We start from the raw sequence: 21,961 nt of genomic DNA, 5'->3' as shown, positions 1-21,961 counted from the left end.
TGCCTTCCGCGACTCTCAGGGGTCCGGGAGGAGCTTGGTGAGGAGGACGCGGAGCTCGTGCTCGGCCTCGGGGCCCAGGAGAGACAGGATCTCCGCCTGCAGGTGTTCGGCGGCTTCGCGGACGGTGGTGAGGCGCTGCCTGCCGAGGGGGGTCAGTTCCAGCGCGTAGCGGCGGCGGTCGGCGGGGTCCTGACCGCGGGCGACCAGGCCGAGCCGCACCAGCTCGTCGACGATCTGCGCGGCGGCCGGCTCGGTGATGTCCAGGCGGCGGGCGAGCTGCTGCTGGGCGCACGGGGTCAGGGTCTCCAGGGCGGCCAGGCTGCCGAAGTGGCGGGTGCGCAGGCCGGAGCCGGCCAGGAGCGCGTCGCCCATGCGGCGCAGCCGGTAGTGCGCCTGCGCCACCAGGTAGGCGGTGGTCCGGAGCGGCTCGGGCTCGGGCAGCAGCAGGCTGAGCAGCTCGTTGAGCCGCTCGCGTTCGCCGGGGGTCAGTGACGCGGTGACGCGGGCGTCCCGTTCGGCGACCGCCTCGCGCATGGCGTCGCGTGCCTTGCGGCCCTCCTCGGTGATCGACAGCACGTAGGAGCGCCGGTTGGCGGGGTTGCGGGTACGGGTGACGTACCCGGCCTGCTGGAGCCTGTCGACCAGCCGTACCATGATCGTCCGGTTGATGCCGAGCCGCTCGGCCAGTTCGAGCTGGGAGTCGGCGTCCTGGTCGGCGAGGGTGTCGAGGACCACGAAGTCACGCGAGCGCGGGTCGTCGCTCAGCGCCTCCGCGGTGAAGCGGGCGTAGACCCGGCGCAGCAGCCTACCTGGAGACCTGCTCAGGGTTTCCGCGAGCGTCCTGTCCTGCATGCGGCACACCTCCGGCAAGGCAGCTTACCCATGGAGCTGATGGTTAAGCGCGAAAATAGTTGGCATGTTGACGATTGGCCATAGTGACGGTTAGCGTGGTTGACATCTGAACGAGGAGGCAGCCATGACCTACCGGCTGGACATGTCGATGATGCTCGCGATGCACGACGCGCTCCGGCGCGAGCTGGAGCGCGTCGCCCGCGTCGCCGCCAAAACCGGCGACGACCCGCGGCGGATCCTGCGGGCCGCCGTCGGATGGGAGCTGTTCAAGAAGTTCCTGCGGGTGCACCACACGTCCGAGGACGTCGCGCTCTGGCCCGCGATGCGCGACGCCGTGAGCGCCGACGGACTGGCGCTGCTCGACGCGATGGAGGACGAGCACGCCGCCATCGACCCGCTGCTGGACGGCGTGGACGCCGCTCTCGCCGACCGTGAGAACGGCGCCGAGCGGCTCGGCGGCCTGGTCGACGCCCTGGTCACCGGTCTGGGCGGGCATCTGCGGCACGAGGAGTCCGAAGGGCTCGCGCTCATCGACGCCACGCTCGGCGAGGAGCAGTGGAGCCGGTTCGGTCAGACCCACCGCGAGCGCATCGGGGGCGACGCCCCGACCTATCTGCCCTGGCTGCTCGACGACAAGGACCCCCGGGTGGTGGCGGCCATCCTCGACGGCATGCCCGCCGCCCTCCGGGAGGCGTACCGCGACGAGTGGCGCCCCGCCTACGACCGCCTGAACCTCTACTGACGAGGACCCCGCGCCGGAGACCAGGGCGGCATCACGGAATGGCAAGCAATTCTCCATACCGTCCGTCACCGAGTCGCTACGTACGGCAGTATTCCTCGCCTATGGAATGGGGGAGGAGCCGGATGAAGCGGTTCGTGACACTGGTGGGCGGCATGGTGGGCGGCGTGGCCATGCTGGGCGTGTGCGTGGCGCCGGCGAGCGTGGGCGCCGAGGCGAAGCCGGAGACCCCGCCGGCGCGGGTCACGTGGGGCGCCTGCCCGAAGAAGGGCGAGAAGAAGCTCACCACGTTGGCGGAGAGCCTCGGCACCCAGTGCGGCACCGTACGGGTGCCGCTCGACTACCGGGAGCCGTTGGGGCACGCCATCAGGTTGTCCGTCAACCGGATCAAGGCCAAGGAGCCCCGTGACGGCAACCATCTCGGCACCCTGGTGGTCAACCCGGGCGGCCCCGGCGCGTCCGGCCGCGACCTGGCCGTGTACGTGGCCGCGGCGCTGCCGCGCGAGCTGCGCGACCGCTACGACGTCGTCGGCTTCGACCCCCGCGGGGTGGGCGCCAGCCAGCCGGCGATGCGGTGCGTCGACCCCGAGGTCTACCACCGGCCGCCCCGTCCCGACTCGGTGCCGGTCGATCGCGCCGACGAGAACACCTTGCTCAGCCGGGCCGCCGACTACGCCAACCGGTGCGGCAGCGCCTGGTCGTGGCTGCTGCCGCACATGAACACGGAGAACGTCGCCAGGGACCTCGACCGGATCCGCGCCGCGCTCGGCGAGCAGCGCATCAGCTACCTCGGCTACTCCTACGGCACCTACATCGGCGCCGTCTACGCCACCCTGTTCCCGCAGCGGGTCAAGCGGCTGGTGCTGGACAGCGTGGTGGAGCCCGACGGCGAGTGGTACCGGAGCAACCTGACGCAGAACCGCGCCTTCGAGAAGCGTCACCGCGCGCTCATGGCGTGGACGGCCCGCCACAACCGGACCTACCAGCTCGGTCGCACCGCCAGGCAGACCAGGTTCGCCTGGTACGCGATGCGCTCCCGGCTGGCGGAGCAGCCGGCGGGCGGCGTGGTCGGCCCGAGCGAGCTGGACGACACCTTCACCATCGCCGGCTACAGCGAGAGGGTCTGGCCCGAGCTGATCGCCGCCTGGTCCGCGTACGTCCGCGAGGGCGACCCGAAGCCGCTCGTCGCCGCCTGGGAGAAGCACGGCAAGAACGACGCGGACGACGAGAACGGCTACGCCGTCTACCTCGCCGTCCAGTGCCGCGACTCGCGATGGCCGCGCGACTGGAACACCTGGCGCCGCGACATGACCAGGCTGCACCAGGAGGCGCCGTTCCTCACCTGGCCGAACGCCTGGTTCAACGCCCCGTGCGCGTTCTGGCCGGTGCGCGGCGGGGAGCCGGTCAAGGTGCGCGGCTCGTGGCGGCTCCCGCCGATCCTCATGCTCCAGTCGCGCGACGACGCCGCCACCCCGTACGCGGGAGCGGTCAGGATGCGCGGCAGGTTCCCGACCGCGCGCATGGTGGTCGAGACGGGCGGCGACCACGGCATCTCGTTCGCCGGCAACCGGTGCGTGGATCGCCACCTGGTGGCCTACCTGCAGGACGGCACCGTACCCGCCCAGGGGGCGCGGTGCGCGGCCAAGCCGGAGCCGCGCCCGAAGGCCCGCATGAAGTCCCGCTCCTCTCTAGGTCACGAAAGGCTCACCGACGTGCTAGCCAGATGAGCTATTCCGTGGTCGTTCGCGTAGTCTGACCATGTGATGCTGCGTACATCGGCGTCGCGCGTCCTCGACGACAGCGACCGGGACGAGGTGCTCGCTCTGCTCGACACCGACCCGGTCGCGAACGTCTTCGTCGCGTCCCGGGTGCGGAGCGTGGGGCTCAACCCGGCCCGGCTCGGCGGGCAGATGTGGGGCTTCGGGCCGCGCGGCGCGCTCGTCTCCCTCTGCTACGCGGGCGCCAACCTGGTGCCGATCAACGCGGGCCCCGAAGCGGTGCACGCCTTCGCCGACCGCGCGCGCAAGCAGGGCCGCCGCTGCTCCTCGATCGTGGGTCCCGCCGACGCGGTGGGGCAGCTGTGGGAGCGGCTGGAGCCGCACTGGGGCCGGGCCCGCGCGATCCGCTGGGCGCAGCCGGTCATGGCGACCTCACGCAGGCCGCCGGTGCCCGCCGACCCGCTGGTGCGGCGGGTGCGGCCGGAGGAGTTCGAGATCCTGCTGCCGGCCTGCGTGGCGATGTTCACCGAGGAGGTGGGCGTCTCGCCCAACCTCGGCGACGGCGGCGCGCTCTACCGCACGCGGGTGTCCGAGCTGATCCGCATCGGCCGGTCTTACGCGCGGATCGAGGGCGGCCGGGTGGTGTTCAAGGCCGAGATCGGCGCGGTGACCCCGCACGCCTGCCAGATCCAGGGCGTGTGGGTCCATCCCGACCTGCGCGGGCGGGGTTACGCGGTGTCGGGCATGGCCGCGATCGTGGAGGCCGCGCTCGACTGCTTCGCGCCCGTGGTGACGCTGTACGTGAACGACTTCAACCACTCGGCCAGGGCGGTCTATCGCCGGGTGGGCTTCCACGAGGTCGACACGTTCATGTCCGTGCTCTTCTGACCCGGTCGGCGGTCTCCTCGGCGAGCTGGGCGAGGATCGACAGCTCGCCCGGCCGCTCGTCGAGCAGCTCGTCCAGGCTGATCCGCCACGTGATGATCTCCAGGGGCGTCGCTCCCGGCTCCTCCGCCAGCCGCAGGCGGGTCTCGGCCAGCTTGAGCTCGTACATGACGCCGAGGTAGTGGCCGACCGCCTCGCTGAGCCACCAGTAGACTTCCGTGGCGGCCGCGGGCACGAAGATCCGGGCAGCCTCCCAGGCGACCCGCCGGGGTTGCCGCACCGCCATGACCGGATTTTACGTCATTTACGTACGTTCGTCCCCTGCGGGAAGGGCCGGGCGGGGGTCAGATCCGGACGAGCTTGTCGAACAGGCGCGTCAGCTCGGCTTCCGGGTCGGCGGTGAGCCCGGCGTGGACCGGGCCGGTCTGCACGATCGTGCTGCGGGGCGCGGTCAGCCAGCGGAACCTGCCGCCCAGCGACTCGGCCGACAGCGGGCCCGCCTCGTCGCCGCAGGCCAGCGCGTAAGCGCCCAGCGCCTCCTCGACCCGTGCCACGTCGGCCTCGGGGTCGAGGGCGCGCAGGCGGGACGCGTCCAGCTCGACCCGTGCGCACAGGTAGGCGCGCGGCTGGCAGTAGAGCAGCACGCCCGCGTTGATCAGCTCGCCGCGCTCCACCCGCGGCACCACCCTGATCGCGGCGTACTCGTAGACGTCCCTGCTCACCCGCGCCCACCTCGCCAGAACTCGCCCACCGACCCCGGGCCCGGCCGCTGCGCCTTCGGCGCCGCGCTGGTCAGCCACCCGCCGGGACCGTGCGCGCGCCGCAGCAGGTGATCGACGTACGCCTCGCGCACGGCTCCTGGTGAGGCGAAGCCCGGCTCGCCGTCGAGCCACTCGTCGGGCACCAGCGTCGTCACCTCCTGGAGCAGCTCGCGGGTGATCGGCGCGGACAGGGCGGCGGCCGCCTCCTCGACGCTCTCGGCGCCCTCGACGAACGGGGCCAGCACGTGGTCGCCGGCGTCGAACGGGCGCTGCGGGTCGGCCGTCTTCCAGTTGTGGTGGAACCAGAGCGCCGCGCCGTGGTCGATCAGCCAGCTGTCGCCGTGCCAGAGCAGCAGGTTGGGGTTGCGCCAGGTGCGGTCGAGGTTGTGGATCAGGCCGTCGAACCAGACCAGCCGGGCCGCGAAGGCAGGGTCGGGGGCCCAGGCGAGCGGCTCGAAGCCGAGCGCGCCCGGCAGGAAGTCGACCGCCAGGTTGCGGCCCGCGCTCGCTTTGAGCAGGTCTTGCACCTCCTCGTCGGGCTCGCGGGCGCCGAGCTGCGGGTCGACGTCGATGACCTTGAGCTCGGGGGTGCGGAAGCCGAGGCGGCGGGCCAGCTCGCCGGCGATGATCTCGGCGACCAAGACCCGGCGGCCCTGGCCGGCCTCCCGGAACTTGACCACGTAGGTGCCGAGGTCGTCGCCCTCGACCACGCCGGGCAACGACCCGCCCTCGCGCAGCGGCGTCACGTAACGCGTCGCCACAACCTGTTCCAGCACCCGCAAAACCTATCGCGCCGAGCAGCGCGGGCAAAATAACTGTTGCGACAGTAACTGTTCGAACAGCTATCATCGGCGCATGACCGAAGCCTCGATCGCTCTCGTGCTGGGTGGCGGCTCCCTGCTGGCCCTCGTCGGGCGGGAGCTCAACACCGAGACCGAACGCCTGCTCGCGCCGTACGGCCTGACCGTGCAGCAGGCCGCCCTGCTGGGGAACGCCGCCGCCGGCAACGCCACCCCCAGTGAGCTCAAGCACCACCTGGGCACCGACACCGCGGGCATGACCAGGCTGCTGGACCGGCTGCAGGCCAAAGGGCTGGTGCGGCGGGCCCCGCACCCCGGCGACCGCAGGTCCGTCGTCATCGAGCTCACCCCCGAGGGCCAGGCGCTGGTGCCGGAGCTGACGCCGATATTCGGCGCGATCAGCCGGCGGGTGTTCGCCGGGTTCTCGGGGGAGGAGATGGCTCAGATGGCCGGCCTGCTCCGGCGGATGCTGGACAACCTCAAGACCGCAGAGCCCGGGAGCGCACCGCCGAGAGGATGAGGCGGCGGATGAGCCCGCTGCCCGGCCGGATGACGATCCAGTACGGGCGGAAGGCGCGCAGCGCGTCGGGGCTGGTGGCGACCACCCGCGTCTCCGTCGTCAGCCGGATGCGGCCGCCTTCCTCCGCCAAGGAGAAGGCGAACGTGCCCTTGGCGAACCCGGGCCGGTCGAACGCCTCGAATGTCTCAAGCGAGCCGACCGGCACGTCCTGCGACCTGCCCAGCCGCCACCACTGGCCGATCAGGCCGAGCACCACCTCCCGGCCCGGGTCCACGACCAGCGGGGTGAAGCCGGGGCCTGGCTCCGGCGTGCGGCCGTGGACCAGGCGGGAGACCAGCGACCGGGCGGCGAAGAGGGGCTTGGCCAGGGGGACGTCGTCCGCGCTCATGCCGGTGAGCGCCTCCCACACGCGCTCCCGGGAGGCGTCGATCAGGATCGCGTGCCGTTCGGACACGTCGGGCCGGGGGATGAGCCGGGCGGCGCTGGTGACCACTGGAGCCTCCGTACGGTTGCGTATGGTTCGGACTATACGCCACCGTATGGAAGGCTGGCCGGGTGGGACGACTGAGTGCGGACGACTGGGCGGAGGCGGCCCTGGCCGCGCTGGCGGAAGGCGGCGTCGCCGCCGTCGCCGTGGAGCCGGTGGCCGCCCGGCTGGGCGTGTCCAAGGGCAGCTTCTACTGGCACTTCGCCAACCGGCGGGCGCTGCTGGAAGCCGCGCTGCGGCGCTGGGAGGCGCAGACCGAGCGGGTCATCGCCCGGCTGGAGGACGTCGCCGACCCGCTGGAGCGCATGCGCGTGCTGCTGGAGCGGGCGTTCGGCGAGGGACGGGACGCCGCGATCGCGTTCCGGCTGATCAGCGAGGCCGACGACCCGCTGGTCGGTGAGGTGGCGCGCCGGGTGAGCGAGCGGCGCCTCGCCTACATGGAGGGCGTGCTGCGCGAGCTCGGGCTGCCCCGGCAGGAGGCGCGCCGGCGGGTGCTCGCCGCCTACGGCGGTTACCTCGGCGTCGCCGCCCTCGTGCGCATCGGGACGATCCGGGAGATGCCCGACGACCTGGCCGGTCTCGCCATGGCGGAGCTCGGGCTGACCGGGAACGACCCGTCCGGGCCTCCATGATCCTGCAATAATGACGCCTTATGTCCGAGCTCCGAGCCGATGACCCGCGCCTGCTGGGCGCGTACCGGCTCTCGGCGCGGCTCGGCCAGGGCGGGCAGGGCGTCGTCTACCTCGGCCACACCGGCCAGGGCGCGCAGGTCGCGGTCAAGCTGCTGCACGCCAGCCTGTCGGCCGACCCGGCGGTGCGGCGGCGGTTCCTGGCCGAGGTCGAGGCGGTGCGCAGGGTGGCGCCCTTCTGCACCGCCCAGCTCCTCGACGCCGACCTCGAAGGCGACCGGCCCTACCTGGTGAGCGAGTACGTCGACGGCGTCTCGCTCCGCGAGCACATCGCCGAGCAGGGGCCGCGCACCGGAGGCTCGCTCCACCGGCTGGCCATCGGCACCGCCACCGCCCTGGGCGCCATCCACCGGGCCGGGGTCGTGCACCGCGACTTCAAGCCCGGCAACGTGCTGCTCAGCCTCGACGGGCCGCGGGTGATCGACTTCGGCGTCTCCCGGCTGATGGACGGCACCGCGACCACCGGCAAGATCCCCGTCGGCACGCCCTCGTACCTCGCCCCCGAGCGCATCAAGGGCGAGCCCGCGGGGCCGCCCGCCGACCTCTACGCGTGGGCGCTGACCGTCGCCTTCACCGCCACGGGCCGCCACGCGTTCACGGCGGCGACGGTCCAGGAGGTCATGGCGCGCATCCTGTACGGGAAGCCGGCCCTGGGCACGCTGTCCGGGCCGCTCAGGGCGATCGTCGACGCCTGCCTGGCGCCCGAGCCCGGCGACCGGCCGGACGCGGAGGAGGTGCTGCGGCGCCTGCTCGGCCAGGACGCCACCGGCGACGTGCTGACCTCGGGCGCCATGGCCGCGCTCGGGTCCGCCTCCGGTCCCGTGCCGCCCGGTGGCACGCGGCCCGCCCCATCCGCTGACGCGAGCACCGACGGGCCGGCCACCGTGGCGTGGCGGGTGCCTCTGACCGGCCGGCCCGAGCTCACCGGGAGCCGGGCGCTCGCGCGGCTCGTCGACACCGCCGCGCCCGTATGGCAGGCTCCGCCGGTCAAGCGGCGATTAGCGAAGTGGCCCGTCGTCGCCGCGGCCCTGCTGGCGGCGTGCGCGGTGGCCGCGTTCGTGCTCTGGCCGCAGGGTGAGGGCCGGGCGGGGCGCTGGACCGGTTCGGCGACGCATCCCAGCGCCGGGCGGGTGTTCCCCGTCGACATCCGGCTCGATGACGGCGGGGAGTCCAGCATGCGGTGGGGCGCCGATCTGCACTGCTCCGGCATCCTGCGGCCCGTGGGCGACCTCGTGTACGAACTGCTGCACGTCGCCGGCACCGCGTGCCATCCGGGAACGCTCCGGATGCGGCCGATCGGCGACAGTGGCCAGATGGTCATCACGGTCACCCGCCAGGGTGAGGAAGAAGTGACGTATTCGGGCAAGGTCGCCCGGTCGTCCTGACCTCGAACGGTCACGGTCAGGTGGCGATGGCCCGGCCGCCGTTGACTCTCCGCCACCGGCTGCTTCAGTGGGAAGGGTAGGTGGGGTGGCGGCGAGGGGAGGCGCCCCGTGCCAACGGCGCAGCCGCTCAGGACGGGGGATCCACGGACACTCGGGCCCTACGAGCTGTCCGGGCGTCTGGGCGAGGGCGGCCAGGGTGTGGTGTTCCTCGGCACCCTCGCCGGAGAGAGCTACGCGGTCAAGCTGCTCCACGGGCCGGTGGGCGACGGGCGCGGGGCGTTCCTGCGGGAGGTGGAGCTGGCCAAGCACGTGGCCAGGTTCTGCACCGCCCAGGTGGTGGACGCCGGGTTCGACGAGGGCAGGCCGTACATCGTCAGCGAGTACGTCGACGGGCCCTCGCTGGCCCGCGAGGTCATGCTCACCGGGCCGCGGCGCGGCGGCGGGCTGGAGCGGCTCGCCGTCGGCACCGTCACGGCCATCGCGGCGATCCACCGCGCGGGCATCGTGCACCGCGACTTCAAGCCGCAGAACGTGCTCCTCGGGCCCGACGGGCCGCGGGTCATCGACTTCGGCCTGGCCAGGGCGCTCGACGCGGCCGCCACGCTGTCCAACAGGAGCGTCGGCACTCCCGCGTACATGGCTCCCGAGCAGATCACCGCGAGCGCGGTCACCGGGGCGGTGGACGTGTTCTCGTGGGGCGCCACCATCTGCTTCGCCGCCAACGGGACGGCGCCGTTCGGGCAGGACTCGGTGGCGCCGGTGCTGCACCGCATCCTCACCGCGCCGCCCGACCTGGGGAGCCTGGAAGGGCCGCTCAGGGCACTGGTGGAGGCGTGCCTCGACAAGGACGCCAGAAACCGGCCGACCAGCCGGGACTTGTTGCTGGAACTGCTGGGTACGTCGGAAGGCGTGCCGGCGGAGGTGCTGCGCTCGCCTCCGCCGCACATCCTCCGTGCCGTCCCCCCGCCCCGCCCGCCGGTCGCCGACTCCCGCCCGGTCCCTCTCGCGGAACCGGAGACCACGGGCACCCCGGACGACTACCACCTGCCGGAACCACCCGCTCCCTCGTCCAGCCGACCAGGTGACGGCGGGTCGGAGGAGGACCGCAGCGATCACGGCGGGCCTTCGTCCGGAGGGGACCGAGACGACGCATCGCCTCCGGCGGCAGGCGGCACCGGGCAGTCTGGGGCAGGTGACTCTGCGCGGGAGGCGAGGCCGAGGCTGGGCGGCGCAGCCTATCGCGGGTCACCCGCCGGGTATCCCGTCGAGCGAGTGCCACGCGAGCCCGCCCCGCCCGAGCGGGAAGGGACGGCTCCGCCTGGCCTCCCCTACTCGGCCGACTCGTCGGGGCGCGAGGCTGCGCCGCGCGTGGGGACGGGCGGGCCTTACACGGCCGGGCCGCCGGGGCGTGAGGGTGGTTCGCGGGTGGGGACGGGCGGGCCCGGGTCGCCGCGGCGGGCGCTGGGGAAGGCGGGGCTGGCGGTGGTCGGGGCGCTGCTGGTGACCGCGGCTGTGCTGGTGAGCCTGTTCGTGCCGCTGTTCAGGGAGGACGGCATGCGGGTACGGGCCGGTACGCCGACCTCCGGACCCACCGCCGAGCCGTCCGGACAGGCGGCCGACGACCAGCCCGTCAAGGAGCGGCCGCCGACGGAGGAACGTTCGCAGGACGACCGGACCCCGGCGTCGAAGGAGCCGCCCGTCCGGAAACCGGTGGAGATCGCCGTGCCCGCCCTGGCCGGGCTCTCCCGGGCCGCCGCCGTCAGGGCGCTCGAACGCGCCGGGCTCGCCGCCGGCGACATCACCAAGGCCGACTCACCGCGGAAGATCGGCCAGGTGCTCGCCTCCCGACCGGCCGCCGGCACGCACGTCGCCAAGGGCTCGGCCGTCGCGCTGGAGGTGTCGGCGGGGGTGAAGGTGCCCGCGGTCACCGGCGAGCGGCGCGAGGCGGCCGAGGCGGCGGTCACCGGCGCCGGCCTGAAGGTGGGCAAGGTCACCACCTCCTGCGCGGCGAAGCCGGACGGCCAGGTCCTGTCCACGGCCCCGGAGGCGGGCGCCAGGGTCTCGGGCGGCACCCCGGTCGCGCTGGTCGTGGCCCGCCGCGGCGCCCCCGTGCCCCCGGTGGCCGGTCAGCCGCGCGACGGCGCGCTCGCGGCCCTCCGCGCCGCCGGCCTCGTCCCGGTGGTACGCACGCAGGTGGTCGAGGACGAGTCCCAGTGGAACGTCGCCATCGCCCAGGACCCCGCCCCTGGCACCTGCGCCGAACCCGGCGCCCGCGTCTCGATCACGGTCGGCGCCCGGCCTCCCGACGGCCCCGACCCCACCGAGCCCACTCCCACCCCCACCCCGGAACCTTCGACCGAGCCCTGACAGGGCCTCTCCTCACCGGGGCCGGGTCAGCGGGGGTCGGCGAGCATGGCGTCGACCATGGCCAGCAGTTTGTCGCGGTTGCCGTCGCCGAGACTGCCTCCCACCATCGCCACCGCCTCCGCCAGCGGGTCCCGCCGGGGAAGCGCCGCCATGGCCTCGCCGAGTTCGGCGACCGTCCAGGGCGCGCCGTCCTTGGTCACGCTCTCGCCGGCGCTCCACCCGTTCAGGACTGTCACGGACGTCCCCCGTACCGCCAGCACCTGCCCGTTGACCGGGCACCCCGGCGTGGCCAGGTAGGCCGCGACGTGAGCTGTCAGCGCGGGGTCGAGCGGGTCGAACGCGCCGGCCGGCGGGCCGGACATTTCGGGGCCGTCCGGCGGGCCGGACATCCCGGGGACGCCCTCGGTGAGCCGGGTACGGGCCATGGACGGGGACACGGCGTTGACCCGCACCCCGTACCGGGCGAGCTCCACGGCGTGGGCGGTGGTCAGCGCCGCGATACCGGCCTTGGCCGCGGCGTAGTTGCCCTGCGTGATGCCGGGCAGCAGCAGCCCCGACGCGGACACGGTGTTGACCACCGCGCGGTCGCGGGTGTCCCCCTGGTCGCGCCAGTGACGGGCGGCCCACCTGGTGACCGCGAACGTCCCCTTGAGGTGCACCGCCAGCACGGCGTCGAACTCGTCCTCCGTCATGTTCACGAGCGCCCGCCTGCGGTGGATGGCGGCGTTGTTGACCACCACGTCCAGATCGCCGAACGTCTCCACCGCGGTCTGGACCATCCGCCTGGCCCCGTCCCAGTCGGTGACGTCGTCGGTGCTGGCCACGGCCTGGCCTCCGGCGGCCCTGATCTCGTCGGCCACGGCCCCGGCCACGCCCGCGTCGCCGCCGGTGCCCTCCGGCGTGACGCCCGGGTCGTTGACCACGACCTTCGCTCCCTCGGAGGCGAAGAAGAGCGCCTCCTGCCTGCCGATCCCGCGTCCCGCGCCGGTGATGAGCGCGACCCGTCCGTCCAGGGTGCCCATGACAGCTCCTTCCGCTGCACTCGTGCATTAATACACTCAATGTAGCAATACATGCGATGTAGTAAAGTCGCGGGCATGGGGCTGCGTGAGGCGAAGAAGGAACGAACCCGGGAGGCGCTGGTCGAGGCCGCCGTCCGGTTGTTCGAGGAGAAGGGGTACGAGCGGACGACGGTCGCGCAGATCGCCGCCGCGGCCCAGCTCTCGACGCGCACGTTCTTCCTGCACTTCGCGGCCAAGGAGGACGTGCTGCTGGCCAACAGCGTCCCCAGGGTCGATCTGGGCGTCGCGGCGCTCGGCGACCGGCGGCCCGGCGAGACTCCGGGTGACGCGCTGGTCCGGGCGATCGGCGCGATGGTCGCCGACGCCTCCGCGAAGGACCTCCCGACCGGCCTGGCCGCCGCCCGCGCCCGGCTCGTGGCGACCGAGCCGGCGGTCCAGGCGCGGCTGCTGCAGCGCATGGCCACCGCCCAGACCGCCCTGGCCGACGCGCTCCACCACGCCTACCCGGACGAGCTGGACCCCGTGGCGGCGGCGGCCGTCGCCGGCGCGGCGATCGGCGCGGTCAGCGCCGCCGCGGTCGTCGCCCTGCGCCACGGCCTTTCACCGACGCAGGTCCGCGAGGCCATGCTGAAAGCCCCGGCCACCGCCGCCACCCACCTGCCGAAGTGACGTCGGCTCGCGTGACTCCCGGGGGTGCCGCCTCGTTCAACCCATAGTAATCGACTGGTAACGTAGAGCGCATGCCATCGGCGCCGCACGAGGCCCTCCACCGCATCTTCCAGGAGGAACCCTCGCTCTTCTCCCGCACCCTCAAGGCGCTGGACATCCCGTTCCCCGAAGTCAGCTCGTTGTCGGTGGTCAACACCGACCTCACGGAGATCCTGCCGATCGAGCGACGCGTCGACACGTTGCTCCAGGTGAAGTCCGAGCTCGGCGAACACCTGGTCATCATCGAGTCACAGGGGAAGCGGGACCACGAGAAGCCTCCCGCCTGGGCCTACTACATCAGCTACCTGCATGCGAAGTTCCGGCGCGAGGTCGTGCTGATCGTCATCTGTCAGCACGCGTCCACCGCGCGTTGGGCCCGGGGCCCGAAGTCGATCGGCCTTCCCGGCATGCCGACCATGACCATGTGGCCGATCGCCCTGGGCCCCGACAACGTCCCCGCCGTCGTCGATCCCGCCGTGGCGGCGGAGGACGTGGTCCTCGCCGTGTTCTCCGCGCTCGCGCACGCCCTCTCACGTAGCGTGAATGCCATACTGGAGGCGCTGGCACCAGCGCTGGACACCCTCGACGTCGATGATGCGGGTTTCCTCGCCGAGTTCATCGAAGTCGGCCTCGGCGACACCACAGCCCGGCAGCTCTGGAGGAAGATGATGTCCACCGGGACGTACCGTTACCAGTCCGAGTTCGCCCAGCAGTTGCGGGAGGAAGGGCGGGCGAAAGGGCGGGAGGAAGGGCAGGTCCGCGGGGAGACGAGGTCGATTCTGCTGTTGCTGGAGCGCAGGGGGGTGGCCGTGGACGAGGCGGCGCGGGCGCGGATCGAGGGGTGCGCCGAGGTGGCGCGGCTCGACACGTGGCTCGTCCGCGCGATGAGCGTCGCCACCGTCGACGAGCTCTTCGACTGACTAGAGGTCTTCGATGGCGAGGGCGGCCCGCAGGAGGGTGGCGTGGACCTGGTCCTGGGGGAGGTCCATGGTGTGCACGACGGCCGACTGCAGGGCGCCGAGGACGGCCCAGCCGCGCACCGTCGCGGCGTCGTCCGGACGGGGGCCGACGAGCTTGAGGTAGATCTCGTCGCGGAAGGTCCTGACCGCCTCGCCCGTCGAGCCCGGAGGGGCGGCGTCGGCGGTGCCGAGGTCCTCCATGAAGAGCCGCATCACCGCCCGGTGCCGCACCATGAAGCCGGCCAGCGCCGTCACGAAAGCGCGGCGGTCGCCCGCGAAGTCGGCGCCCAGCAGGGCGATCATGTCCTCCGCCGCCGGGGCGATGAGCTCGGCGGCGAGCCTGTCCTTGGGGTGGAAGTGGTACGCGATCGCGGTCTTGGTCAGGCCCACGGCGGCGGCGATGTCGGCCAGGGAAGTGTTGGCGTAGCCGCGCTCGGCGAAGAGCTCACGGGCGGCGGCCAGGATGCGGCTGCGGGTGTCGTCGGCTGTGGTCATCATCTCATTTCCGGGTTCGCGCAACCTTCCCCCTTTTATCGCCCTTTATCGTAGTGCTGTACGACCGTACAGGACGGGCGTTCGAGGCTGGGGGTCGCGATGGCGCGCTTTCTGGGCTGGCTCGGTGGCTGGTGCGCCCGGCACGGGAGGGCCGTTCTGGCCTTATGGGTGACGCTGGCCGTGGCCGCGATGGGCGGCAGCCTGGTGCTGGGCAGTCCCGTCAGCACCGAGGTGAGCATCCCCGGCACGGACGCCCAGCGCGCTCATGACCTGATGCGTGACGGTTTCGGGCCGGGGTTCCAGGCCGGCGGCACCGTACAGCTCATCGTCTACTCCCAGGACGGGCCGCTCATCGAGGAGCCGCGCAAGGGGGCCGTCGAGGACGCGGTCGCGAACATCCGCGAGCAGGAGCACGTCAAGGAGGCCGACTCGCCCTTCCGGCAGGGCGGCATCGCCTCGAACCTGCAGATCGGCGTCATCACCGTGCGGCTGGAGGGTCACGACAGCAGCAAGGTGGCCGAGAACACGCAGCGGATCTCCGCGGCCGCCGAGCCGGCCCGCGACGCGGGGCTGGAGGTCGTCGCGAACGACAGCTCGACGCCCGCCGACAAGGAGATCAAGACCGGGCCGAGTGAGATCATCGGCGTGATCTGCGCCCTGCTGGTGCTGATCTTCGCGTTCGGCACGCTCACGGCCGCGCTCGTGCCGATCTTCACCGCGCTGGTCAGCGTGGCCACGGGACTGGGCGTGATCGGGCTGCTCGGGCATGTCATGGACGTGCCGAAGCAGGCCGGGATCATGGCCACGATGATCGGCCTCGGCGTGGGCATCGACTACGCGCTGTTCCTGCTGTCGCGCTACCGCCGGCTGCTCGCCTCCGGCCTGCCCGTCCAGCAGGCGGTGCGCGGGGCGGTGTCCAGCTCGGGCGGGGCGGTGGTGTTCGCGGGCGGCACGGTCGTCATCGCGCTCACCGCGCTCATGTTCGCCGGGTTCCCGTTGCTGGCCACGCTCGGCTGGATCACCGGCATCTCCGTCGTGATGGCCGTGCTCACCGCGATCACGCTCGTGCCGGCCCAGCTCGGCCTGCTGGGCCACAGGGTGAACGCGCTGAAGGTGCCGTTCCTCGGCCGCCGGCCGGAGTCGTCGGGGTGGACCGCGCTCGGCATGTGGGTGGCGCGGCGGCCGTGGCGGGTGCTCGTCGGCAGCGTGCTCGTGCTGGCCGCGCTCGCCGCGCCCGCTCTCTCGCTCAAGCTCGGGACGCTCGACGACGGGTACGGCGCGCACGGGTCGGAGCCGCGGCGGGCGTACGAGCTGATGTCGGTCGGGTTCGGGCCCGGCAGCACCGGGCCGCTGACCGTGGTGGCGAGCGGGCGGGGCGAGGTCACCGAGGCCGCCGCCGAACGGCTCGCCGACCGGATCGGGGACCTCGGCGGCGTCGCCCACGTGGCCGAGCCCAAGCTGAACGACGCCGGGCGGGCGGCCATGATCCAGATCATCCCCGACTACCCGCCCAGCGACCCGCGCGCCGCCGACCTCGTACGCGAGATCAGGACGTTCGACGGCGACGGGCTGGAGGTGCACGTGGGAGGCGAGGTCGCCGCGCTCACCGACGCCGCCGACCGGCTGACCGAGCGCACCCCGCTCGTCATCGGCGTCGTCGTGCTGCTCAGCGCCCTGCTGTTGCTGCTGGCGTTCCGGGCGCCGGTGGTGGCGATCAAGGCGGCGCTGATGAACCTCATCTCGCTCGGGGCCGCGTTCGGCGCGCTGGCTGCGGTGTTCTCCTTCGGCGTGGGCAGCGGGCTGGTGGGCATGGACCCGCCCGTGAACGCGTCGTACGTGCAGGCGCTGTTCTTCTCGGTGCCGATCGAGAGTTACGTGCCGCTGATGCTGTTCGCGGTGCTGTTCGGGCTGTCGATGGACTACGAGGTCTTCCTGCTGACGGCGGTCCGGCAGGCGTACCTGAAGCACGGCGACAACGCCAGGGCGGTGGCCGAGGGGCTGGGGTCGACCGGGCGGGTCATCACCTCGGCGGCGCTGATCATGGTGGCGGTGTTCACCGCGTTCATCGCGTACCCCGACTCGATGGTGAAGACGTTCGGCGTCGGCCTCGCGGTGGCGATCGCCGTGGACGCCACGCTGATCAGAGGATTCCTGGTGCCGGCGACCATGGTGCTGCTGGGGCGGGCCAACTGGTGGTGCCCGCGCTGGCTGGACCGGCTGCTGCCGAACCTGTCGGTGGAGGGGCATGAGGAGGAGCCCGCGCCGCCGGTGCGGGCCGACCGGCCCAGGGTAGGCGCGGGGGCCTGACCTGGATTCTTACCGGTCGTGCCGGGTAGTCGCAGGTCACTGCGGGGGGCGCGTACGACTCACAGGAGGCTTCCTCGTAAGGTGAGGACGCGTATCGCACATAAGCTGGGAGAGTCCGTGTTGCACGAGAAACTGTCGTCGATCTATGACAACGTCCTGCGCCGTAACCCGGGGGAGATCGAGTTCCACCAGGCGGTGCGGGAGGTGCTGGAGAGCGTCGGCCCGGTTCTCGGCAAGCACCCCGAGTACGCCGAGTCGAAGATCATCGAGCGCATCTGCGAGCCCGAGCGGCAGATCATCTTCCGCGTGCCGTGGGAGGACGACCGCGGCGAGGTCCACATCAACCGCGGCTTCCGGGTCGAGTTCAACAGCGCGCTCGGCCCGTACAAGGGTGGTCTGCGTTTCCACCCGTCGGTCTACCTCGGCATCGTGAAGTTCCTCGGGTTCGAGCAGATCTTCAAGAACAGCCTCACCGGCCTGCCCATCGGCGGCGGCAAGGGCGGCTCCGACTTCGACCCGAAGGGGCGCTCGGACCGTGAGGTGATGCGGTTCTGCCAGAGCTTCATGACCGAGCTCTACCGGCACATCGGCGAGTACACCGACGTGCCCGCGGGCGACATCGGCGTCGGCGGACGCGAGATCGGCTTCCTGTTCGGCCAGTACAAGCGCATCACCAACCGCTACGAGTCCGGTGTGATCACGGGCAAGGGCCTGGTATACGGGGGAGCGCAGGTACGCACCGAGGCCACCGGCTACGGGTGCGCGTTCTTCGTGGAGGAGATGCTCAAGTCGCGCGGCACGTCCTTCGACGGCAAGCGGGTCGTGGTGTCCGGCGCCGGCAACGTCGCCGTCTACACGATCGAGAAGGTCGAGCAGCTCGGCGGCGTGGTGGTGGCCTGCTCCGACTCCTCCGGTTACGTCGTGGACGAGAAGGGCATCGACCTCGACCTGCTCAAGCAGGTCAAGCAGGTGGAGCGCGGCCGGCTGGAGGCGTACGCGGCGCGCCGCGGCGACCACGTGACGTTCGTGCCGGGCGGCAGCGTGTGGGACGTGCCGTGCGAGGTGGCGATGCCGTCCGCGACCCAGAACGAGATCACCGGCCGTGACGCCGCCGTCATGGTCGAGAACGGCTGCGTCGCGGTGGGCGAGGGCGCCAACATGCCGACGACGCCCGAGGGCATCAAGGTGTTCCTGGAGGCGGGCGTCGCCTTCGGGCCGGGCAAGGCCGCCAACGCCGGCGGCGTCGCCACCAGCGCCCTGGAGATGCAGCAGAACGCCAGCCGCGACTCGTGGAGCTTCGAGTCCACCGAGCACCGGCTGCAGGAGATCATGAGCGACATCCACGACCGCTGCCTCGAGACCGCCGACGAGTACGGGATGCCCGGCAACTACGTGGCCGGCGCCAACATCGACGGGTTCCGCCGGGTGGCGGACGCGATGCTCGCGCTGGGGCTGATCTGAGGGTCTAGGTCGCGGGCAGGGCGGTGGCCAGCAGGATCACGCCGACGGACCCGACCAGCGACGTCACCGCCATGGCGCGGGCGAAGCCGCGCCGTCCGGCGCCGGTGGCCCAGCCGTGCAGGGCCGCGGCCGCCATGACCGCGGCGAACAACGCCAGCTTGGCGGCCAGGATCCGGCCGTAGCCGGGCTCGGCGAGCGACTCCCAGGTGACGCCCTTGTGCCAGGCGATGGCCACGCCGGTGCCGATCTGCAGGGGCAGGAACACCGTGCCGGTGAACATGCCGAACCGCCGCCCGACCGCGTTCATCACCTGGCCGCGCCGCTCCTCGTCCAGGATGCGGCGGGCCAGCGGCAGCACCACCAGCGAGACCGTGAGCTGCCCGCCGACCCACAGCGCGGCCGACAGCACGTGCAGGAAGCGCACCACCGCCCACCAGGTCACTCCGCCACCACCTCCGCCGCCTCACGGTACTGTCCACCGGCGGCAAAGGGGACGGGCCCAAAGGCCGTGGCGGGCAGGACTAAAGTCCCCGCACGGCCCGTCCCGACCGCCGCCACGCGGTGAGCCCGCCCTCCAGCGGCCGGGCCCGGAAGCCGTGCCCGCGCAGCAGCTCGACCGCGCGCGGGGACACCACGCAGTAGGGGCCGCCGCAGTAGGCGATGATCTCCTTGCCGCCGGGCAGCTCGCCCAGGCGCTCCTCCAGCTCGCGCAGCGGCACCGACACCGCGCCCGGCACGTGTCCGGCGGCGAAGGCGCCGGGCGAGCGCACGTCGAGCACGAGAGTCGCCGGGTCCGCCAGCCTGGCGGCCAGCTCGTCCGCCGTCACCGTCTCGTACGAGCCCAGCAGGTCGGCCACCGCGTCCCGCAGGTCGGCCAGGCGGTCCTGGGCGAACCCCTGGAACGCGCCCAGGAACCGCGACACCCGCTCGTCGGCCAGCCGGTAGTAGACCCGGGTGCCCGCCTTCCTGGCGGTCACCAGCTGGGCGGCGCGCAACTGCTGGAGCTGGGCGGAGGTGTTCTTCAGCGGGACGCCCGCCTCCCGCGCCAGCTCCTCGACGGTGCGCTCCTGCTGGTCCAGCACGTCGAGCAGGCGCAGCCGCACCGGGCTGGCCAGCGCCTTGCCGATGCGGGCGAGCTGCTGGTAAACGGGCTCCTCGGGGAACATCAGACCATGTACTGGTCGTGGCGGCGGTACAGCTCGGTCCACTCCTCGGGGCTGAGCTGCCGCTCCTCGGCGGCGATGGCGGCCAGCGCCTCGAAGTACGCCTCGCGCGGGGCGCCGGGGGTGAAGAGGATCAGCATCGACGCGGGCTCGCCCGACTCGTTCCTGAAGCCGTGGATGCCGCCCTCGGGGACGAACAGGAAGTCGCCGGCGTTTCCGTCGGCCCATTCCTTGCCGTTGTAGAGCCGCACCGATCCGGACAGGACGTAGAACGACTCGGTGATGCTGCGGTGGAAGTGCGGCTGCGCGCCGCCGGGGCGCGGGCCCATCTCCCACCGGTACAGGCCGAACGCGCCGTTGGTGGACTCGCCGGTGCCCAGGTAGTGCACCTGCGTTCCGGGGTCCTTGCCGATCACCAGGTCCGGGCCCTGGGTGGTGCGTCGCAGCCGTCCGCTGGCCTCGCCGTTCTCGTCGAGGTAGCGCGCGTCTGGGTAGGACATGGGGGGCTCCTCTCGTTTTCTAACGTTCTTTAGATTAACGGCTGACGGGTCGGTACGGAAGGGGGAAAATGATCGACGGCCGGGCGGCCGTGGCCCGCGGAAGGCGCGTCCGGACGAGGGCGCCGGGGGGTCAGGCGCGGTGGCGGCCTCTGCGGGGTCCTCTGCGGCCCTCGGCGTTGCCGCGGATGTCCCGGGCGGCGGGCGCGCGGTCGGCTGAGCGTGGGGTGCCGGTCAGGGCGGGCTCGTACGTCCGTGTGGAGATCGGGCCTGCGGGCTCGTACGGGGCATTCTGGGACGCTGCGTGGGTGCGGGGGTGCTGGGTGCCGTGAGCCGGGTCGTGCGGGCGGTGGCGGCGGCCGCGGAGCGGGGCGTCCGGGACGAACGGCTCCAGGCGCTGGATGTCGACGGACTGCCGGTGGCGGCGGCCGCGCAGGGGCGTGTCCGCCGTGGGACGCTCCTCCGGGCGGATGCGGGACGGTGCGGCCGGGTGGTCGCGGCGGCGGCGGCCGGGGTGGGCGTCGGCGGAGGCGAGCGGGAGGACCGGCTCCCCGCGGTCGGGGGCAGCGAGGGGGAGGACCGGCTCCCCGCGGTCGGCGGAGGCGAGAGGGAGGACCGGCTCCTCGCGGATCGGGAACGGTCCGGACGCGCCGCCCAGGAGGTGGAAGGCGCTGTAGGGGTCGGGCAGCTCGTACAGCCCCGGCTCGCGCGGGATCTCGATCGGCCCCGTGTCGGTGATGAGCCGGCGGGTCGAGCCGTCGTCCTCCCAGACGAGCGTGATCGGCTGCTCGGGCGCCGGGGCGGGCCGGCGCGGGCGGGAGAAGGCGTCGAACTCGCTGGTCGCCTCCGGGATGACGATCGGCTCGTGGGGGAACAGCGCCCGCAGTGACCTGAGCGCGGTGACCGGCTCCGCGACGTCGACCAGCGGCCGTGGCGCCTCCAGCTCCATCGGCTCCTGCAGCGGGCGTGAGGACGCGGTACGGGCCTGCTTGCGTGACTTGCGGCGGCGGTGGGAGCGGGACGCGGAGTCCTGCGCGACCGCCGCTCCGGCCGTGGCGGGCCGCAGCCGCAGCGTCTTGGCCTTGGCCACCGCCAGCACGGCGAGGGCGGCCACCAGCGCGGAGGTGAGCAGCGCGGGGGAGTCGACCGTGACGGACGGGGAGGTGGCGGAGGCGTCCGTGATGACGGGCAGCGGGCCGGTCGTGACGGCGCTGGTGTCGGCCGTGGTGGGCTTGGCGTGCTTGCCGGACTTCGGCGCGGGAGAGTCGGCGGCGCCGGGGACGGCCTTGGGGGCGGGCTCGGCCTTCTTCCCGGTGTCGGACTTCCCGGCCTTCGGCGGGGTCGCGTCCTTCTTCTTCTGTTCCTTCTCGGGGCGGGCGGCCGACGGGACCTTCTGCTGGCCGTCCAGCTCGACGTGCGGGACCACGATGGCGAGCCCGCTGCCGTCCTGCGTGCCGACCCCGGCCTTGGCCTCCATGGCCGCGGCCTCGTCCGCCGCCTTCTGGGCCGCCTCGGCGTCCAGCCGCTCCTTGATCTTCCACGGGTACCCGTAGCCGACGACCTTGCCGGTGTCACGCACCTTGCGCTTGGCGACCCCGCCGTCGATGTTGCCCTCGATGGTGTGGATGCGGCCGCCCGCGACCTTGGTCACCACGCCGACGTGGTCGATCCGGGCGATGCTGTCGGAGCCGCCCCAGTCGAAGAAGACGAACGCGCCCGGCTCCGGCTCGGTGCCCCAGGCGTCCTGCTTCCTGAACCACTTTGCGTGCGCCACGGTCCAGGCGAACTGGCCCATCCACTCCTCGTACCCGAGCTTGGTCGCAGCCCAGCCCAGGAACATGTCGCACCACGGGGCGGAGCTGTAGTCGGCGTCGAACTCGATGTTCTCGCCGTACCAGTTGCCGAACTTGGTGTACGCACCGGACTTCTCCGAGTAGCCGAGCTGGCTCTCGAGAAGGTCGATGAACTTCCGCATCTCTGGGGTCATGGAAGTGCGGGGGCCAATCCTTCCAGGAGACCGGTTACGTCCGAGCGACCAGGGGTACAGCGGGGAACCCCGGGACACTTGTGTCGAAACCGGATACCAGTAGTCATCCGTGATGAAGGAGGCTACCGTCACGGATGGCCAGGTCAAGCCTGCGTCAAG

At 72.5% G+C, this 21,961-nt stretch carries 22 protein-coding genes; 11 read left to right on the top strand and 11 right to left on the bottom strand.

The genetic code is table 11. From position 1 onward, the window contains the following. Window positions 1–15: 15 nt before the first annotated feature. Window positions 16–852, bottom strand: coding sequence for a MarR family winged helix-turn-helix transcriptional regulator (locus FR742_RS27930; protein WP_148033699.1), 837 nt, complete (start codon window positions 850–852; stop codon window positions 16–18). Window positions 853–976: 124 nt separating this feature from the next. Here FR742_RS27930 and FR742_RS27925 point away from each other — a divergent pair, with 124 nt between their 5' ends. From FR742_RS27925 to FR742_RS27915, 3 genes are all read left to right on the top strand, one after another. Further along, window positions 977–1,594, top strand: coding sequence for a hemerythrin domain-containing protein (locus FR742_RS27925; RefSeq protein WP_148033698.1), 618 nt, complete (start codon window positions 977–979; stop codon window positions 1,592–1,594). Window positions 1,595–1,716: 122 nt separating this feature from the next. Further along, on the top strand, window positions 1,717–3,318 hold the full coding sequence (locus FR742_RS27920) for an alpha/beta hydrolase (protein WP_261808776.1): 1,602 nt from the start codon (window positions 1,717–1,719) through the stop codon (window positions 3,316–3,318). A gap of 36 nt (window positions 3,319–3,354) precedes the next feature. Further along, complete coding sequence (locus FR742_RS27915; protein WP_148034860.1) at window positions 3,355–4,197, top strand: GNAT family N-acetyltransferase; 843 nt, start codon at window positions 3,355–3,357, stop codon at window positions 4,195–4,197. Here the strand turns inward: FR742_RS27915 and FR742_RS27910 are convergent. The 3 genes from FR742_RS27910 to FR742_RS27900 are packed head-to-tail and all read right to left on the bottom strand — an operon-like array spanning window position 4,178 to window position 5,731. Beyond that, entirely contained in the window at window positions 4,178–4,480 is a 303-nt protein-coding gene (locus FR742_RS27910; RefSeq protein ID WP_148033697.1) for a hypothetical protein, read from the bottom strand. The two genes, FR742_RS27915 and FR742_RS27910, sit on opposite strands and share 20 nt — an antisense overlap. A gap of 58 nt (window positions 4,481–4,538) precedes the next feature. Further along, complete coding sequence (locus FR742_RS27905) at window positions 4,539–4,916, bottom strand: DUF3037 domain-containing protein (RefSeq protein ID WP_148033696.1); 378 nt, start codon at window positions 4,914–4,916, stop codon at window positions 4,539–4,541. After that, window positions 4,913–5,731 (bottom strand): HipA family kinase, encoded by an 819-nt coding sequence (locus tag FR742_RS27900; RefSeq protein ID WP_148033695.1) that lies wholly within the window; start codon window positions 5,729–5,731, stop codon window positions 4,913–4,915. Before FR742_RS27900 ends, FR742_RS27905 begins: the two co-directional genes overlap by 4 nt. Before the next feature lie 79 nt (window positions 5,732–5,810). Between FR742_RS27900 and FR742_RS27895 the strand changes: the two genes are divergently transcribed. Further along, window positions 5,811–6,275 carry a MarR family winged helix-turn-helix transcriptional regulator gene (locus FR742_RS27895; protein WP_148033694.1) on the top strand — a complete coding sequence of 155 codons (465 nt, stop codon included), beginning with the start codon at window positions 5,811–5,813 and terminating at the stop codon, window positions 6,273–6,275. On the opposite strand, the gene FR742_RS27890 is transcribed toward FR742_RS27895, so the two are convergent. Next, window positions 6,235–6,768 carry a hypothetical protein gene (locus FR742_RS27890; RefSeq protein ID WP_148033693.1) on the bottom strand — a complete coding sequence of 178 codons (534 nt, stop codon included), beginning with the start codon at window positions 6,766–6,768 and terminating at the stop codon, window positions 6,235–6,237. The genes FR742_RS27895 and FR742_RS27890 overlap by 41 nt on opposite strands. Window positions 6,769–6,830: 62 nt before the next feature. Here FR742_RS27890 and FR742_RS27885 point away from each other — a divergent pair, with 62 nt between their 5' ends. From FR742_RS27885 to FR742_RS27875, 3 genes are all read left to right on the top strand, one after another. Further along, window positions 6,831–7,394: a TetR/AcrR family transcriptional regulator gene (locus tag FR742_RS27885; protein ID WP_148033692.1), complete on the top strand. Its 564-nt coding sequence runs from the start codon at window positions 6,831–6,833 to the stop codon at window positions 7,392–7,394. Between the two features lie 20 nt (window positions 7,395–7,414). Continuing rightward, on the top strand, window positions 7,415–8,836 hold the full coding sequence (locus tag FR742_RS27880; protein WP_148033691.1) for a serine/threonine-protein kinase: 1,422 nt from the start codon (window positions 7,415–7,417) through the stop codon (window positions 8,834–8,836). 108 nt (window positions 8,837–8,944) lie between these two features. Then, entirely contained in the window at window positions 8,945–11,203 is a 2,259-nt protein-coding gene (locus tag FR742_RS27875; RefSeq protein WP_148033690.1) for a serine/threonine-protein kinase, read from the top strand. Between the two features lie 26 nt (window positions 11,204–11,229). Here FR742_RS27875 and FR742_RS27870 read toward each other — a convergent pair whose 3' ends face one another. Then, entirely contained in the window at window positions 11,230–12,225 is a 996-nt protein-coding gene (locus FR742_RS27870) for an SDR family NAD(P)-dependent oxidoreductase (RefSeq protein ID WP_148033689.1), read from the bottom strand. A 75-nt stretch (window positions 12,226–12,300) separates the two neighbouring features. Here FR742_RS27870 and FR742_RS27865 point away from each other — a divergent pair, with 75 nt between their 5' ends. Together FR742_RS27865 and FR742_RS27860 are read left to right on the top strand one after the other, a co-directional pair. Continuing rightward, window positions 12,301–12,894 (top strand): TetR/AcrR family transcriptional regulator, encoded by a 594-nt coding sequence (locus FR742_RS27865; RefSeq protein ID WP_148033688.1) that lies wholly within the window; start codon window positions 12,301–12,303, stop codon window positions 12,892–12,894. 71 nt (window positions 12,895–12,965) lie between these two features. Then, on the top strand, window positions 12,966–13,853 hold the full coding sequence (locus tag FR742_RS27860) for a hypothetical protein (protein ID WP_148033687.1): 888 nt from the start codon (window positions 12,966–12,968) through the stop codon (window positions 13,851–13,853). Here the strand turns inward: FR742_RS27860 and FR742_RS27855 are convergent, their stop codons facing one another. After that, on the bottom strand, window positions 13,854–14,390 hold the full coding sequence (locus tag FR742_RS27855; RefSeq protein WP_261808775.1) for a TetR/AcrR family transcriptional regulator: 537 nt from the start codon (window positions 14,388–14,390) through the stop codon (window positions 13,854–13,856). It lies immediately after the preceding gene. A gap of 96 nt (window positions 14,391–14,486) precedes the next feature. On the opposite strand from FR742_RS27855, the gene FR742_RS27850 reads away from it, so the two are divergent. Both FR742_RS27850 and gdhA read left to right on the top strand, forming a co-directional pair. Beyond that, the gene (locus FR742_RS27850) at window positions 14,487–16,694 is read left to right on the top strand and encodes an MMPL family transporter (RefSeq protein ID WP_148033686.1); all 2,208 of its coding nucleotides are present in this window, start codon (window positions 14,487–14,489) and stop codon (window positions 16,692–16,694) included. A 117-nt stretch (window positions 16,695–16,811) separates the two neighbouring features. Beyond that, on the top strand, window positions 16,812–18,155 hold the full coding sequence (gene gdhA, locus FR742_RS27845; RefSeq protein WP_148033685.1) for an NADP-specific glutamate dehydrogenase: 1,344 nt from the start codon (window positions 16,812–16,814) through the stop codon (window positions 18,153–18,155). Window positions 18,156–18,159: 4 nt separating this feature from the next. Here the strand turns inward: gdhA and FR742_RS27840 are convergent, their stop codons facing one another. The 4 genes from FR742_RS27840 to FR742_RS27825 form a co-directional block, all read right to left on the bottom strand. Further along, window positions 18,160–18,597, bottom strand: a complete 438-nt coding sequence (locus FR742_RS27840) for a hypothetical protein (RefSeq protein ID WP_148033684.1) — start codon at window positions 18,595–18,597, stop codon at window positions 18,160–18,162. A gap of 79 nt (window positions 18,598–18,676) precedes the next feature. Next, on the bottom strand, window positions 18,677–19,321 hold the full coding sequence (locus FR742_RS27835) for a metalloregulator ArsR/SmtB family transcription factor (protein WP_148033683.1): 645 nt from the start codon (window positions 19,319–19,321) through the stop codon (window positions 18,677–18,679). Beyond that, on the bottom strand, window positions 19,321–19,818 hold the full coding sequence (locus FR742_RS27830) for a cupin domain-containing protein (protein ID WP_148033682.1): 498 nt from the start codon (window positions 19,816–19,818) through the stop codon (window positions 19,321–19,323). Before FR742_RS27830 ends, FR742_RS27835 begins: the two co-directional genes overlap by 1 nt. Window positions 19,819–19,948: 130 nt before the next feature. Further along, window positions 19,949–21,790: a CHAP domain-containing protein gene (locus FR742_RS27825; protein ID WP_187281336.1), complete on the bottom strand. Its 1,842-nt coding sequence runs from the start codon at window positions 21,788–21,790 to the stop codon at window positions 19,949–19,951. Window positions 21,791–21,961 lie beyond the last annotated feature (171 nt).

Source organism: Nonomuraea sp. C10 (assembly GCF_008017515.1).
GTDB classification, from domain to species: Bacteria; Actinomycetota; Actinomycetes; order Streptosporangiales; family Streptosporangiaceae; genus Nonomuraea; species Nonomuraea ferruginea.
The sequence above is the reverse complement of the archived record's forward strand: the minus strand, read 5'-3'. Positions and strand labels throughout refer to the sequence as shown.

Excerpts from the sequence above, each read along its gene's own strand:
- FR742_RS27915 (WP_148034860.1), top strand. The coding sequence starts at position 3,355 with ATGCTGCGTACATCGGCGTCGCGCGTCCTCGACGACAGCGACCGGGAC.
- FR742_RS27930 (WP_148033699.1), bottom strand. The coding sequence starts at position 852 with ATGCAGGACAGGACGCTCGCGGAAACCCTGAGCAGGTCTCCAGGTAGG.
- FR742_RS27855 (WP_261808775.1), bottom strand. The coding sequence starts at position 14,390 with ATGATGACCACAGCCGACGACACCCGCAGCCGCATCCTGGCCGCCGCC.
- FR742_RS27825 (WP_187281336.1), bottom strand. The coding sequence starts at position 21,790 with ATGCGGAAGTTCATCGACCTTCTCGAGAGCCAGCTCGGCTACTCGGAG.
- FR742_RS27895 (WP_148033694.1), top strand. The coding sequence starts at position 5,811 with ATGACCGAAGCCTCGATCGCTCTCGTGCTGGGTGGCGGCTCCCTGCTG.
- FR742_RS27880 (WP_148033691.1), top strand. The coding sequence starts at position 7,415 with ATGTCCGAGCTCCGAGCCGATGACCCGCGCCTGCTGGGCGCGTACCGG.
- FR742_RS27860 (WP_148033687.1), top strand. The coding sequence starts at position 12,966 with ATGCCATCGGCGCCGCACGAGGCCCTCCACCGCATCTTCCAGGAGGAA.
- FR742_RS27925 (WP_148033698.1), top strand. The coding sequence starts at position 977 with ATGACCTACCGGCTGGACATGTCGATGATGCTCGCGATGCACGACGCG.
- FR742_RS27830 (WP_148033682.1), bottom strand. The coding sequence starts at position 19,818 with ATGTCCTACCCAGACGCGCGCTACCTCGACGAGAACGGCGAGGCCAGC.
- FR742_RS27910 (WP_148033697.1), bottom strand. The coding sequence starts at position 4,480 with ATGGCGGTGCGGCAACCCCGGCGGGTCGCCTGGGAGGCTGCCCGGATC.
- FR742_RS27920 (WP_261808776.1), top strand. The coding sequence starts at position 1,717 with ATGAAGCGGTTCGTGACACTGGTGGGCGGCATGGTGGGCGGCGTGGCC.
- FR742_RS27870 (WP_148033689.1), bottom strand. The coding sequence starts at position 12,225 with ATGGGCACCCTGGACGGACGGGTCGCGCTCATCACCGGCGCGGGACGC.
- FR742_RS27835 (WP_148033683.1), bottom strand. The coding sequence starts at position 19,321 with ATGTTCCCCGAGGAGCCCGTTTACCAGCAGCTCGCCCGCATCGGCAAG.
- FR742_RS27850 (WP_148033686.1), top strand. The coding sequence starts at position 14,487 with ATGGCGCGCTTTCTGGGCTGGCTCGGTGGCTGGTGCGCCCGGCACGGG.
- FR742_RS27865 (WP_148033688.1), top strand. The coding sequence starts at position 12,301 with ATGGGGCTGCGTGAGGCGAAGAAGGAACGAACCCGGGAGGCGCTGGTC.